Source organism: Streptomyces sp. NPDC047061, assembly GCF_040643955.1.
Lineage (GTDB): Bacteria > Actinomycetota > Actinomycetes > Streptomycetales > Streptomycetaceae > Streptomyces.
In genome coordinates, this window is record NZ_JBEYVI010000004.1 from 252,675 (window position 1) to 266,322 (window position 13,648).

At 69.0% G+C, this 13,648-nt stretch carries 13 protein-coding genes; 5 read left to right on the forward strand and 8 right to left on the reverse strand.

Annotated features, from left to right (window positions below; all coding sequences use genetic code 11):
* Positions 1–204 precede the first annotated feature (204 nt).
* The 8 genes from ABZ887_RS09675 to rpmH all read right to left on the reverse strand — a co-directional run bounded on the left by ABZ887_RS09675 (position 205) and on the right by rpmH (position 6,270).
* Positions 205–1,332: a ParB/RepB/Spo0J family partition protein gene (locus ABZ887_RS09675; RefSeq protein WP_361285260.1), complete on the reverse strand. Its 1,128-nt coding sequence runs from the start codon at positions 1,330–1,332 to the stop codon at positions 205–207.
* Positions 1,329–2,402 carry a ParA family protein gene (locus ABZ887_RS09680; protein WP_361285776.1) on the reverse strand — a complete coding sequence of 358 codons (1,074 nt, stop codon included), beginning with the start codon at positions 2,400–2,402 and terminating at the stop codon, positions 1,329–1,331. The genes ABZ887_RS09675 and ABZ887_RS09680 overlap by 4 nt, the downstream gene beginning before the upstream one ends.
* A gap of 298 nt (positions 2,403–2,700) precedes the next feature.
* Positions 2,701–3,417 carry a 16S rRNA (guanine(527)-N(7))-methyltransferase RsmG gene (gene rsmG / locus ABZ887_RS09685; RefSeq protein ID WP_361285263.1) on the reverse strand — a complete coding sequence of 239 codons (717 nt, stop codon included), beginning with the start codon at positions 3,415–3,417 and terminating at the stop codon, positions 2,701–2,703.
* A gap of 118 nt (positions 3,418–3,535) precedes the next feature.
* Complete coding sequence (locus ABZ887_RS09690) at positions 3,536–4,048, reverse strand: R3H domain-containing nucleic acid-binding protein (protein ID WP_294009301.1); 513 nt, start codon at positions 4,046–4,048, stop codon at positions 3,536–3,538.
* A 15-nt stretch (positions 4,049–4,063) separates the two neighbouring features.
* Complete coding sequence (gene yidC / locus ABZ887_RS09695; RefSeq protein ID WP_361285266.1) at positions 4,064–5,374, reverse strand: membrane protein insertase YidC; 1,311 nt, start codon at positions 5,372–5,374, stop codon at positions 4,064–4,066.
* Positions 5,375–5,377: 3 nt separating this feature from the next.
* Positions 5,378–5,743, reverse strand: coding sequence for a membrane protein insertion efficiency factor YidD (gene yidD, locus ABZ887_RS09700; RefSeq protein ID WP_361285269.1), 366 nt, complete (start codon positions 5,741–5,743; stop codon positions 5,378–5,380).
* Positions 5,740–6,111 carry a ribonuclease P protein component gene (rnpA, locus tag ABZ887_RS09705; protein WP_089100455.1) on the reverse strand — a complete coding sequence of 124 codons (372 nt, stop codon included), beginning with the start codon at positions 6,109–6,111 and terminating at the stop codon, positions 5,740–5,742. Before rnpA ends, yidD begins: the two co-directional genes overlap by 4 nt.
* 21 nt (positions 6,112–6,132) lie before the next feature.
* The gene (gene rpmH, locus ABZ887_RS09710) at positions 6,133–6,270 is read right to left on the reverse strand and encodes a 50S ribosomal protein L34 (RefSeq protein WP_015659252.1); all 138 of its coding nucleotides are present in this window, start codon (positions 6,268–6,270) and stop codon (positions 6,133–6,135) included.
* Positions 6,271–6,644: 374 nt separating this feature from the next.
* Between rpmH and dnaA the strand changes: the two genes are divergently transcribed.
* The 5 genes from dnaA to ABZ887_RS09735 all read left to right on the forward strand — a co-directional run bounded on the left by dnaA (position 6,645) and on the right by ABZ887_RS09735 (position 13,530).
* Positions 6,645–8,579 carry a chromosomal replication initiator protein DnaA gene (dnaA, locus tag ABZ887_RS09715; RefSeq protein ID WP_361285272.1) on the forward strand — a complete coding sequence of 645 codons (1,935 nt, stop codon included), beginning with the start codon at positions 6,645–6,647 and terminating at the stop codon, positions 8,577–8,579.
* Positions 8,580–9,579: 1,000 nt separating this feature from the next.
* Positions 9,580–10,710 carry a DNA polymerase III subunit beta gene (gene dnaN / locus ABZ887_RS09720; protein WP_189262851.1) on the forward strand — a complete coding sequence of 377 codons (1,131 nt, stop codon included), beginning with the start codon at positions 9,580–9,582 and terminating at the stop codon, positions 10,708–10,710.
* A 212-nt stretch (positions 10,711–10,922) separates the two neighbouring features.
* Positions 10,923–11,798: a phosphogluconate dehydrogenase (NAD(+)-dependent, decarboxylating) gene (gene gnd / locus ABZ887_RS09725; RefSeq protein ID WP_361285277.1), complete on the forward strand. Its 876-nt coding sequence runs from the start codon at positions 10,923–10,925 to the stop codon at positions 11,796–11,798.
* 86 nt (positions 11,799–11,884) lie between these two features.
* A complete protein-coding gene (gene recF / locus ABZ887_RS09730; RefSeq protein WP_361285280.1) occupies positions 11,885–13,006 on the forward strand; it encodes a DNA replication/repair protein RecF in 1,122 nt (373 codons plus the stop codon).
* Positions 13,003–13,530, forward strand: coding sequence for a DciA family protein (locus tag ABZ887_RS09735; RefSeq protein WP_361285283.1), 528 nt, complete (start codon positions 13,003–13,005; stop codon positions 13,528–13,530). Before recF ends, ABZ887_RS09735 begins: the two co-directional genes overlap by 4 nt.
* Positions 13,531–13,648 lie beyond the last annotated feature (118 nt).

Below are 13,648 nucleotides of genomic sequence, written 5' to 3' on the forward strand. Positions count from 1 at the left end.
ATCGATCGCATGGCCCCCGCCTCTCTCAGAGGTGCTGCCAGCTGTCAGGTGGATGCGCCATACCGTTCGCATCGTATCCACACAGCGATTCCACCGATACCGCCTGAAAGCAAAGAGCGGACCGCGTTCCGATACACACCGGACAAGGTCCGCTCTCTGAGCGACAAGGCACTGACCGGACAGGAAACGTCCGGTCCCTGGCGGTCAGCCCTCGAACTCCTCGGACTCCGCGGCGGCCGAGGAGTCGCCGTCGTGGAGCCCCTGGTGCAGGACCGGCCCCTCGCCCGGGGCGAGCGTGCCGAGGATCCGCTCAAGGTCTTCCATCGAGGCGAACTCGACGGTGATCTTGCCCTTCTTCTGCCCCAGGTCGACCTTCACCCGTGTCTCGAAGCGGTCCGAGAGCCGGGTCGCGAGGTCGCTCAGCGCCGGGGAGACCCGAGCGCCCGCCCGCGGCCCCTTGGCCCGCGTCGTCGTCTGGGGACGCGAGCCCATGAGGGTCACGATCTCCTCGACGGCCCGCACCGACAGTCCCTCGGCAACGATCCGGTGGGCCAGCCGGTCCTGCTCCTCCGAGTCGTCGACGGAGAGCAGCGCCCGGGCGTGCCCGGCCGACAGGACCCCCGCGGCGACCCGGCGCTGGACCGCCGGAGAGAGCTTCAGCAGCCGCAGGGTGTTGGAGACCTGCGGGCGGGAGCGCCCGATGCGGTCGGCCAGCTGGTCGTGCGTGCAGTTGAAGTCCTTCAGCAGCTGGTCGTAGGCGGCAGCCTCTTCCAGCGGGTTCAGCTGGGCGCGGTGCAGGTTCTCCAGCAAGGCGTCCAGAAGGAGCTTCTCGTCGTCCGTCGCCCGGACGATCGCCGGGATCGCCTCCAGGCCGGCCTCACGGCAGGCCCGCCAGCGCCGCTCGCCCATGATGAGCTCGTAGCGGGAGGGACCCAATTGCCGTACGACGACGGGCTGGAGAAGACCGACCTCCTGGATGGAGGTGACCAGCTCCTGGAGCGCGTCCTCGTCGAAGACCTCACGCGGCTGACGCGGGTTCGGCACGATGTCGTCGAGAGGGATCTCCGCGAAGTGCGCGCCCATCGGAGGTGCAGGCGTCTCCACGCCTCCTCCGACTCCGAACACCGACGGCTCCTCGGCTTCATATGAAGCAGCCGGCAGAGTCGTTACCTTCGCCGCGGCGACCCCACGGTCGGTCGTCAGCACCGGAACCGCGGCGGGGGACGGCGCTACCGCTCCCCCCACGCCCGTCTGGGCCGGGTTCATCTCGGTCGGGGCAGCTGGGATCAGTGCACCGAGCCCACGACCCAGCCCCCTCCGTCGCTCGCTCACTGGATCCCCTCCACCATGTTCGGGTTGGTCTGAGCGCCGATATGGGCCTGCGTCGGGTCGTAGTTGACCCCGATGCCCCTCAGCGCGATTTCTCGGGCCGCCTCAAGGTAGGAGAGGGCACCGCTCGATCCAGGATCGTAGGTCAGTACCGTCTGCCCATAGCTCGGCGCCTCCGAGATGCGGACCGAGCGGGGAATGCTCGTCCGCAGCACCTCGTCGCCGAAGTGGCTGCGCACCTCGTCCGCGACCTGGGAGGCGAGACGCGTCCGGCCGTCGTACATGGTGAGCAGGATGGTCGACACGTGCAGGTCGGGGTTGAGGTGCCCCCGCACCAGGTCGACGTTGCGCAGCAGCTGGCCGAGGCCCTCCAGCGCGTAGTACTCGCACTGGATCGGGATGAGTACCTCGGCACCCGCGACCAGCGCGTTGACCGTCAGCAGGCCGAGCGAGGGCGGGCAGTCGATGAGGATGTAGTCCAGCGGCTGCTCGTACGCCTGGATCGCCCGCTGCAGCCGGCTCTCCCGCGCCACCAGGGACACCAGCTCGATCTCCGCACCGGCGAGATCGATCGTGGCGGGGGCGCAGAAGAGGCCTTCGACGTCCACCACCGGCTGGACGACCTCGGCCAGTGGCTTGCTCTCGACCAACACGTCGTAGATGGACGGAACTTCGGCGTGATGGTCGATACCCAGCGCAGTGGACGCATTGCCCTGTGGGTCGAGGTCGATCACCAGAACACGGCCGCCGTGCAGGGCCAGGGACGCGGCAAGGTTGACTGTCGTGGTCGTCTTGCCGACACCGCCCTTCTGATTGGCAACCACCATGACTCTGGTCTGCTCCGGACGTGGCAGACCTTCGCCGGCGCGGCCCAGAGCCTCCACAGCGAGTTGGGCAGCACGACCGATGGGAGTGTCGTCCATCGGAGGCGGTGTTTCACGTGAAACATCCACCCCCATCGACTCGGTACGGGGACCGGGGACCGGATCGGTCATCGGTCCCGCGATGTTGGCGTCGGACCGCAAGGATTCACTCTCCTCGACTTCAGGCTCGCAATGAACAGAGCCTCCCATGCCTTCGGGGTCGTGAACCAGTGAGGCCTGGTGTTCTGTGGAGAAATCCACCTCTGTGGACAACTCCGCGCCCCGCAGGGAGGACGGAGTGTCACCAGACGCCCCCTCTCTGAGAGAACCGAGGGGCTTTCGGTCGCGAGGTTCGGCCGCGGCGCGACCCCGGCCGATGATGCCGTGTAGCAGTGAGCGACGTTTCACGTGAAACACGATGCACAGCGAGCAGGACCGAAAAGCCGCGACACTCCGTCATGCGTAGGTTTGGCAGCTTGTGTGGAGTACGTCTGGTCGTCAGGACGGATCAGCGGCGCCTACGTGCCCTCCCCGTACGAGCCGCCTTCGCCCGCTTGGCCGCGAAGCGCACGCCGCCAGGGCTCTCCCCGACCTCCACACGGACGACGGTCGACAGCGGATCCACCACGCCCTCACCCACATGCAGGATCGACGTGGACACCGCACCGAGCTTGGTCAGTGCGGTGGACGCGGCCTTGAGCTCCTCCTCCGCCGTGTCTCCCTTGAGGGCGAGCATCTCACCGTAGGGACGCAGCAGCGGGATGCCCCAGGTGGCCAGCCGGTCCAGCGGGGCCACGGCACGAGCCGTCACCACATGCACCGGAGGCAGGTTGCCCATGACCTCCTCGGCGCGGCCCCGCACCACGGTCACATGGTCCAGGCCGAGCAGCTCGACGACCTCGGTCAGGAAGTTGGTGCGCCGGAGAAGTGGCTCCAGCAGGGTGATGTTGAGGTCCTCCCGGACCAGCGCCAGCGGAATGCCCGGCAGCCCCGCTCCGGAACCCACGTCGCACACCGTCACCCCCTGGGGGACGGCCTCCGAGAGCACGGCGCAGTTCAGCAGGTGGCGCTCCCACAGGCGGGGGACTTCCCGTGGGCCGATCAGACCACGCTGCACGCCTGCCTCGGCGAGCAGCTCCGCGTAGCGGACCGCATCGGCGAAGCGCTCACCGAACACTTCCCGCGCCTGCTCGGGCGCCGGGGGGAGCTCCGCAGCCTCCGTCACGGGGAACCGTCCTTCCGTACAGCGCCGGCGCTCCGCGCACCGGCCACCAGAACTACCAGGCTGACAAAGTTCGGCCCCGCCTGCTCAACAGACGGGGCCGGTGCAACAGGGGGACCGCTCAGGCGGGCAGTACGACGACGAACCGCTGCGGCTCCTCGCCCTCCGACTCGCTGCGCAGACCGGCGGACTTGACCGCGTCGTGCACGACCTTGCGCTCGAACGGGGTCATCGGCTTGAGCTTCACGGGCTCGCCGGTGCTCTTCACCTCGGCGGCAGCCTTGGCGCCCAGCTCGGAGAGCTCGGCACGCTTCTTGGCGCGGTAACCCGCGATGTCGAGCATCAGCCGGCTGCGGTCACCGGTCTCCCGGTGCACGGCCAGGCGGGTCAGCTCCTGGAGCGCCTCCAGCACCTCGCCGTCGCGGCCGACCAGCTTCTGCAGGTCACGGCCGCCCGAGTCGCTGATGATCGACACGGAGGCGCGATCGGCCTCCACATCCATGTCGATGTCGCCGTCGAGGTCGGCGATGTCCAGCAGACCCTCAAGGTAGTCCGCCGCGATCTCGCCCTCCTGCTCCAGGCGGGTCAGGGTGTCTGCACCCTCGGCAGCGGCGGAGGTGGTGCCTTCCGTCACGGGATGGGCTCCTTCTTACTTCTTGGACGGGGACTTGGGGCGCTGCGGACCGCCCTTGCGCTGACCGGACTGGGCCCTGCTGCGGCCGTTGGAGCCGCCCTTCGGGGCCTGCTGGGCAGCCGGCTTGGCGTCCTGCGGCTCGTCGGACTTCTCCAGCGACGTCGTCGCGTCCGCCGAATCATCCGAGACCGACGAGTCCGAAGAAGCCGATGTGGAGTCACCGGGCGCCTTCGTGCTTCCGGACTGCCGCTGAGCCTTGCTCTGGCGCTTGGGCTGCTGCCGCTTGGCGGCGGCGGTGGCCGTGACGCCGTCCTCGGTCTGCGCGACGGCCTGGGCCTCGCCCTTCGCCACGGTGCCGTCGGCCTGGGCCACGAGGCCCGCCTTGGTCAGCGCGTTGATGAACGTGCGCTCGAACTCGTTGCGGTCCCGGCCCTTGGCGACGATCGCCTTGACGATGGTCTTCTCGCTGCGCCGACGGGTCTTGCCGTGGTGCGTGACGTGCTTGGTGAGGCGCTCCAGGTAGGCAGCCTGGGCCTTGGAACCCGGGGTCGGGTTGTTGCGGATGACGTACATCTGCTGGCCCATGGTCCACACGTTGGTGGTGAGCCAGTAGACGAGGACACCGACCGGGAAGTTGATACCGAAGACGGCGAACATGACCGGGAAGACGTACATCAGCATCTTCTGCTGCTGCATGAACGGCGTCTTCACCGTGGTGTCGACGTTCTTCGTCATCAGCTGGCGCTGCGTGTAGAACTGCGACGCCGACATCAGGACGATCATGATCGCGGTGACGACCCGGACGTCCGTCAGGGAGGCACCGAGCGCCTCCACCTTCGCGGAACCGTCCGTGAACTTCGCGGCGAGCGGTGCCCCGAAGATGTGGGCATTACGGGCACTGGCCAGCAGCGACTCGTTGATGACGCCGATCGTCGAGCCCGTCGCGATGCCGTTGAGCACGTGGTAGAGGGCGAAGAAGAACGGGGACTGCGCCAGGATGGGAAGGCACGAGGAGAGCGGGTTGGTGCCCGACTCCTTGTACAGCTTCATCATCTCTTCGGACTGGCGCTGCTTGTCGTTCTTGTAGCGCTCCTGGATCTTCTTCATCTCGGGCTGCAGCGTCTGCATGGCCCGGGTCGCCTTGATCTGCTTCACGAAGAGCGGGATCAGGCAGATGCGGATCAGGATCACCAGGGACACGATGGACAAGCCCCAGGCCCAGCCCGTGTCGGGACCGAAGATCTTCCCGTACACCGAGTGGAACTGGACGATGACCCATGAGACGGGTGTCGTGATGAAGCTGAACAAGCTGGCAATCGTGTCCACTAATCATGCTCCTTGGGCATGGGACGAAGTCTCTGCGGCCGGGCTCGAAGGAAGCTCGGAAGGAGGCTTCTCCTCGGTGGCCGGTTCGGCGGCGGAGGACCCGCCCCTGCGTGCACGCCAGGCGTCACGCAGCATTTCGTGCCACCGCGGGCGCTTGCGCGGCGGGACATGGTCCACACCGCCGAGCGACCACGGATTGCACCGCAGGATGCGCCAGGCCGTGAGTGCCGTGCCCTTGATCGCACCGTGCCGGTCGATGGCCGTGTAGCCGTAGTGGGAGCACGACGGGTAGTACTTGCACACGGGCCCCAGCAGCGGACTGATCGTCCACTGGTACAGCTTGATCAGAGCCAGCAGCGGGTACTTCATCGCGCGCCCCCTCCCAGCAGCCGCTCGATGGCGGCATCCAGGTCTCGGGCCAGCTGTGCATGGTCGGCGTCGCCCGCTCCGGGCAGCGCTCGTACGACTACCAGGCTACCGGGGGGAAACAGGGCGACTCGCTCACGCATCAGATGACGCAGTCTGCGCTTCACTGTGTTGCGCACAACGGCACCACCCACGGCCTTGCTCACGACGAAACCCGCACGCGTCGGGGGAGCGCTCTCCCCAGGCGCGTGCGGGTCCGTGGCACCGCTACGAAGGTGGACGACGAGGGACGGGCGGCCGGCCCGGCGCCCCCGTCGTACCGCGGTCGCGAAGTCCTCGCGCCGCCTCAGCCGATGCTCGGTAGGCAGCACGACGTCATGACCTGATCGGGATCAGGCGGACAGGCTGGCGCGACCCTTGGCACGACGGTTCGCGAGAATCGCGCGGCCGGCACGGGTGCGCATCCGCAGGCGGAAGCCGTGGGTCTTCGCGCGACGACGGTTGTTCGGCTGGAAGGTGCGCTTGCTCACTCGGGGGCTCCAGAAATCAAATCGGGTGTGGCGGGTGCCGTCCTGGCTGTCACCGTGCGCCCACGAGTAGCTCGCATCACGCCCGAGTGCACCGCTTCCCGATCACCTTCAGCGATCTGTGCCCATCGGAGGCAGGCGGCAGCAGCCATCGACAACTCGACCTGGTTACGGTACGCGGGGCTACGCCATTCGGTCAAACCAGCAGTGACGGAGAGACACTATCCACAGGCTGGGGACAACAACTTGAACCGCACCCGCCACGCTGACTACCGTGGCTGAACTCCGATTCGTTCCTTTATCCCCGCCCGACCTGATATTCATCCCGACCCGTCCTCGAACCACACGTTCGTGGGACCTGTGAGAGAGCGTGCCCTGTGGCTGACGTACCTGCCGATCTTGCCGCAGTGTGGCCACGAGTACTGGAGCAGCTCCTCGGTGAGGGCCGCGGTCAGGGTGTGGAGACCAAGGACGAACACTGGATCCGGCGCTGCCAGCCGCTCGCGCTGGTGGCGGACACCGCCCTGCTGGCCGTGCCGAACGAATTCGCGAAGAACGTACTGGAGGGCCGTCTCGCACCGATCGTCAGCGAGACCCTGAGCCGTGAGTGCGGGCGGCCGATCCGGATCGCGATCACCGTCGACGAGTCCGCCGGCGAGCCCCCGGCCCCGCCGGCGCCCCCCATGAAGACACAGCGTTACGAGGAGCCCGAGCTCCCGTCGTCGCAGTACGACGGCGGGTACGGCCGGCACCGCGCCGACCAGCTGCCGGACCAGGGCGGCCGCGACCAGCTCCCCACCGCCCGCCCCGCCTACCCCTCCGAGTACCAGCGCCCCGAGCCCGGCGCCTGGCCGCGCCCCGGACAGGACGAGTACGGCTGGCAGCAGCCGCGCCTCGGCTTCCCCGAGCGCGACCCTTACGCCTCGCCGCCCCAGGACCCGTACCGCTCGGACGGCTACGGCGGCCAGGACTCGTACGCCCAGGAGTACCGCCCGCAGCCGCCCCTGGACCGGCCGCCGTACGAGCAGCAGCGCGCGGAGTACGAACCGCCCCGCCCCGACTACGACAGGTCCGACTACGAGCGACCGGAGTACGACAGGTCCGACTACGACCGGGACTCCGGGCGCCGTGAGCTGCCCGAGCCCCCGGGCGGACCGGGCCAGGGGCACCGGGGCGGTCCGGGACGGCCGGACCTGCCGGGTCACCAGGCCATGCCGAGCGCCGGCGGGCCCGGGCCACTGGGCTCGAAGCCCGCGCCGGCCGGCGGCCCCGCCGAGCCGACCGCCCGCCTGAACCCGAAGTACCTCTTCGACACGTTCGTCATCGGCGCGTCCAACCGCTTCGCGCACGCGGCCGCGGTCGCCGTCGCCGAGGCACCCGCCAAGGCCTACAACCCCCTTTTCATCTACGGGGAGTCGGGCCTCGGCAAGACGCACCTGCTGCACGCGATCGGGCACTACGCGCGGAGCCTCTACCCGGGCACGCGCGTGCGGTACGTGAGCTCGGAGGAGTTCACCAACGAGTTCATCAACTCCATCCGCGACGGCAAGGGCGACAGCTTCCGCAAGCGCTACCGCGAGATGGACATCCTGCTCGTCGACGACATCCAGTTCCTCGCGGACAAGGAGTCGACGCAGGAGGAGTTCTTCCACACCTTCAACACGCTCCACAACGCGAACAAGCAGATCGTGCTCTCCAGCGACCGGCCGCCCAAGCAGCTGGTCACGCTGGAGGACCGGCTGCGGAACCGGTTCGAGTGGGGTCTGATCACCGACGTCCAACCGCCGGAGCTGGAGACGCGGATCGCGATCCTCCGCAAGAAGGCCGTGCAGGAGCAGCTGAACGCGCCGCCGGAGGTCCTGGAGTTCATCGCCTCCCGCATCTCGCGCAACATCCGTGAGCTGGAGGGCGCGCTGATCCGGGTGACGGCGTTCGCGTCGCTCAACCGGCAGCCGGTCGATCTCGGGCTGACCGAGATCGTGCTGAAGGACCTGATCCCCGGGGGGCAGGACTCCACGCCGGAGATCAGCGCCACGGCGATCATGGCGGCGACCGCGGACTACTTCGGGCTCACCGTCGAGGACCTGTGCGGCAGCTCGCGCGGCCGGCAGCTGGTCACGGCGCGGCAGATCGCCATGTACCTGTGCCGGGAGCTGACGGACCTCTCGCTGCCGAAGATCGGGGCACAGTTCGGGAACCGGGACCACACGACCGTGATGCACGCCGACCGGAAGATCCGGGCGCTGATGGCGGAGCGGCGGTCGATCTACAACCAGGTGACGGAGCTGACCAACCGCATCAAGAACGGATAGCGGTCGGCGGGTCGGCCGACGGTTCTACGGCGTTCAGGGCGCCCTTGGGAGAGATCCCGGGGGCGCCTTTTGGCGTCCAGGGGCGGTTCGGGGAGTGGTCCGGTGCGGGTCCGGTGGGGGCTGGTCGCGCCCACGCGGCGGAGCCGCATATCGACACAGCCCCGCGCCCCTGACGGGGCGCGTGTCCTGAACGGGGCCGCGGGCAGACACCCCTGCTGTTCGATTACCTGCCTGGTTACGGGCGTCCTCCACAGATTTGCCGACTTTCTTGCGTCCACACCCTGGGGACTGTGAAGTTGTCCCGAGCTTCGTCCACAGGCTGGGGGTTGAAAGCGCGTCAGGCCAGCTCAGGTGGCTGTGGAATCGTGGACGACGGATCTCCACAGACTGTGGACGAAGACGGGATCCACAGACTGTGGATGAAGTTGTCCACCGGTAGCCCACAGGCTGAGGGGCGGTTGTCCCCAGCGATCCCCAGCTTCTCCACACCGCTGTCCACTGTTCGGCAACGCGACGCGCCTCCTCACCGAGTCGAGTGAAAGGCGTCACACGAAGCTGCCAGGTTGGGCTGTGGGAAAGGTGGGTAAAGCTGGGGACGGTGTTGGGGAGAACTCCCCTCGGGCTGTGCATGGCGTGTGCAGAACTTTCTGTTCTCCACAGCGACGCCCACTTTTCCACCGGTGCCACCCACAGGGGCAGTGGACAAAATCTCCGCTCTGAGCTGGGCAAACGAGGTTATCCACGGTATCCACAGCCCCTACTACTACTGACAACTAGAGAGAGCTGGGAATCCGTTTCGAAGAGGGCCCTGTGCACAACTTGCTCTCCGGCCCCTGACCGCGCCTCGTCACGACTTGACCCCGAGAGGCACCAGCTGTCAGTGCGGTGCGTCAGACTGGTCCCCGGTGTTCTTCCCCACCCCGGGGCCGACGACACCGAGACAGACGACGAAGACGCAGCAGGGCGAGAAGCCCCGGCAACAGCAGGAGGCGGGCTTACGGTGAAGATCCGGGTGGAACGCGACGTACTCGCGGAGGCAGTGGCCTGGGCGGCACGCAGCCTCCCGGCCCGTCCGCCGGCGCCGGTCCTCGCCGGCCTGCTCCTGAAGGCCGAGGACGGCCAGCTGAGCCTGTCCAGCTTCGACTACGAGGTCTCCGCGCGGGTCAGCGTCGAGACCGAGGTCGAGGAGGAGGGCACGGTCCTGGTCTCCGGCCGGCTGCTCGCCGACATCTGCCGCGCGCTCCCCAACCGGCCGGTGGAGATTTCCACAGACGGTGTACGGGCGACGGTGGTCTGTGGATCGTCCCGGTTCACGCTGCACACCCTGCCGGTGGAGGAGTACCCGTCCCTGCCGCAGATGCCGAACGCGACGGGCACGGTCCCCGGCGAGGTCTTCGCCTCCGCGGTCTCCCAGGTGGCCATCGCCGCCGGGCGTGACGACACGCTGCCGGTGCTGACCGGTGTGCGCATCGAGATCGAGGGCGACACCGTCACCCTGGCCTCCACCGACCGCTACCGCTTCGCGGTCCGCGAGTTCCTGTGGAAGCCGGAGAACCCGGAGGCCTCCGCGGTCGCCCTGGTGCCCGCCAAGACGCTCCTGGACACCGCCAAGGCCCTCACGAGCGGCGACAGCGTCATCCTGGCCCTCTCCGGCTCCGGCGCGGGCGAGGGGCTCATCGGTTTCGAGGGCGCCGGTCGGCGGACGACCACGCGGCTCCTCGAAGGCGACCTGCCGAAGTACCGCACGCTGTTCCCGACCGAGTTCAACTCCGTCGCGGTGATCGAGACCGCCCCGTTCGTGGAGGCCGTCAAGCGTGTGGCCCTGGTCGCCGAGCGGAACACCCCGGTGCGGCTCAGCTTCGAGCAGGGCGTGCTGATCCTGGAGGCCGGTTCCAGCGACGACGCACAGGCTGTGGAAAGGGTCGACGCGCAGCTGGAGGGCGACGACATCTCGATCGCCTTCAACCCGACGTTCCTGCTGGACGGCCTGAGCGCGATCGACTCGCCGGTGGCCCAGCTGTCGTTCACGACGTCCACCAAGCCGGCGCTGCTGAGCGGCAAGCCCGCGGTGGATGCCGAGGCGGACGAGGCGTACAAGTACCTGATCATGCCGGTGCGGCTGAGCGGCTGAGTCCGTCCACGGCTGTCCCGCAGCTGTCCACAGCTGTGGACGGTGCCGGGTGCCCCCTGTGGGTGTCCGGCACCGGGGCCCGGTGCCGAGGCCCGGTGGGTTTCCCCAGGTGAGCGGCTATGCCCACAACTGTGCACAAAGGGTCGCGATTAGGCTCGGACGCGGGCACGAACGTGCCTCTCCTGCCACACCGCAACCTAAGGAACCTACTGATGGAGCTCGGTCTCGTCGGCCTCGGCAAGATGGGCGGCAACATGCGCGAGCGGATCCGCCGCGCCGGCCACACCGTCGTCGGATACGACCGCACCCCGGACCTCGCCGATGTCCACAGCCTGGAAGAGCTTGTGGGCAAGCTCAGCGGGCCGCGCGTGGTCTGGGTGATGGTCCCGGCCGGGGCGCCGACCCAGTCCACGATCGACGAGCTGGCCGAGCTCCTGGAGCCCGGTGACGTGGTCGTCGACGGCGGCAACTCCCGCTGGACGGACGACGAGCGGCACGCCGAGGAGCTGGCCGCCAAGGGCATCGGCTTCGTCGACTGCGGGGTCTCCGGCGGCGTCTGGGGCCTGGAGAACGGCTACGCGCTGATGTACGGCGGCGACGCCGAGCACGTCGAGAAGGTCCGGCCGGTCTTCGACGCGCTGAAGCCCGAGGGCGACTTCGGTTCGGTGCACGCCGGCAGGGTCGGCGCGGGGCACTTCGCGAAGATGGTCCACAACGGCATCGAGTACGCGATGATGCAGGCCTACGCTGAGGGCTGGGAGCTGCTGGAGAAGGTCGACTCCGTCACGGACGTGCGCGAGGTCTTCCGCTCCTGGCAGGAAGGGACGGTCATCCGTTCCTGGCTGCTCGACCTCGCGGTGAACGCCCTCGACGGGGACGAGCACCTGGACCGGCTGAAGGGTCATGCACAGGATTCCGGCGAGGGCCGGTGGACTGTGGAGGCCGCGATAGACAACGCGGTGCCGCTGCCCGCGATCACCGCCTCGCTGTTCGCGCGGTTCGCCTCCCGGCAGGAGGACTCGCCGCAGATGAAGATGATCGCCGCGCTGCGCAACCAGTTCGGCGGCCACGCCGTAGAGGCGAAGTAGCACCGGCAGAAGCAGCACCCGGAAGCACAGAAGCAGTACCAGGCACAGACGAAGTAGCAGGTCACGGGGAGGTCGGCGAAACACCCATGCACGTCACGCATCTGTCGCTGGCCGACTTCCGTTCCTACGCCCGGGTCGAGGTCCCGCTCGATCCGGGCGTCACCGCCTTCGTCGGCCCCAACGGCCAGGGCAAGACCAACCTCGTCGAGGCCGTCGGCTATCTCGCCACCCTCGGCAGCCACCGGGTGGCGACCGACGCCCCGCTGGTCCGCATGGGCGCCGACCGGGCGGTCATCCGGGCCCAGGTCCGGCAGGGCGACCGGCAGCAGCTGATCGAGCTCGAGCTCACCCCCGGCAAGGCCAACCGCGCCCGCATCAACAGGTCCTCGCAGGTCAGGCCGCGTGACGTGCTGGGAATCGTACGGACCGTGCTGTTCGCGCCCGAGGACCTCGCCCTGGTGAAGGGCGATCCCGGCGAGCGGCGCCGCTTCCTGGACGAGCTGATCACCGCGCGGTCGCCGCGGATGGCCGGCGTGCGGTCCGACTACGAGCGGGTGCTGAAGCAGCGGAACACCCTGCTGAAGACCGCGGCCCTCGCCCGGCGGCACGGCGGCCGCTCCATGGACCTGTCCACGCTCGACGTGTGGGACCAGCACCTCGCGCGCGCGGGCGCCGAGCTGCTCGCCCAGCGGCTGGACCTGGTCGCCGCGATCCAGCCCCTCGCGGACAAGGCGTACGAGCAGCTGGCGCCGGGCGGCGGTCCCGTCGCGCTGGAGTACAAGCCGTCGGCGCCCGGTGCGGCCCAGACGCGCGAGGACCTGTACACCCAGCTGATGGCGGCCCTGGCGGACGCCCGCAAGCAGGAGATCGAGCGGGGCGTGACACTGGTCGGCCCGCACCGTGACGACCTGCTGCTCAAGCTGGGGCAGCTGCCCGCGAAGGGGTACGCCTCGCACGGCGAGTCCTGGTCGTACGCGCTGGCGCTGCGCCTCGCCTCGTACGACCTGCTGCGCGCCGAGGGGAACGAGCCGGTGCTGGTGCTCGACGACGTGTTCGCCGAGCTGGACGCCCGGCGCCGGGAGCGGCTGGCGGAGCTGGTCGCGCCCGGGGAGCAGGTGCTGGTCACCGCCGCGGTGGACGACGACGTACCGCACGTCCTGGCCGGTGCGCGGTACGCGGTGGCCGACGGGACGGTGGAGCGCGCATGACGACCGACGGACCCGCGCCCAAGGACGAGCCCTCCGGTGTCGACCTCGCGCGCGTGGCGCTCAGGGCGGCCAAGGAGGCGGCACGCGCGCGTGGCGACGCGGCGCAGCAGAAGAAGCAGGCGCGGCGCGGCGGCCTGCGCTCCGGCGCGCGCGCCGACGGCCGCGATCCCATGGCGCTCGGCTCTGCGATCAACCGGCTGATCACCGAGCGCGGCTGGGAGACACCGGCCGCCGTGGGCGGGGTGATGGGCCGCTGGCCGGAGATCGTCGGCGAGGATCTGGCCAACCACTGTGTGCCGCAGCGCTACGACGAGGACGAGCGCGTGCTGGTCGTGCAGTGCGACTCGACGGCCTGGGCGACCCAACTGCGCCATCTGGCCCCCGCGCTGGTCGCCCGCCTGAACGCGGACCTGGGGCACGGCTCCGTACGCATGATCAAGGTGCTCAATCCGGGCGGTCCGGCCCGGCGCTACGGCCCGTTGCGCGCCCCCGGGAGCACCGGCCCCGGCGATACCTACGGGTGACTTACGTCACGCCATGAGCCGGGTGCGGAGCCGTCGTACGACCGCCCCGGCTGGTCTGCGTACCACCGCACGCGGTTGCGAATCGCGACCTGACCCCGGAGTAGCCAAGGGTTGACAG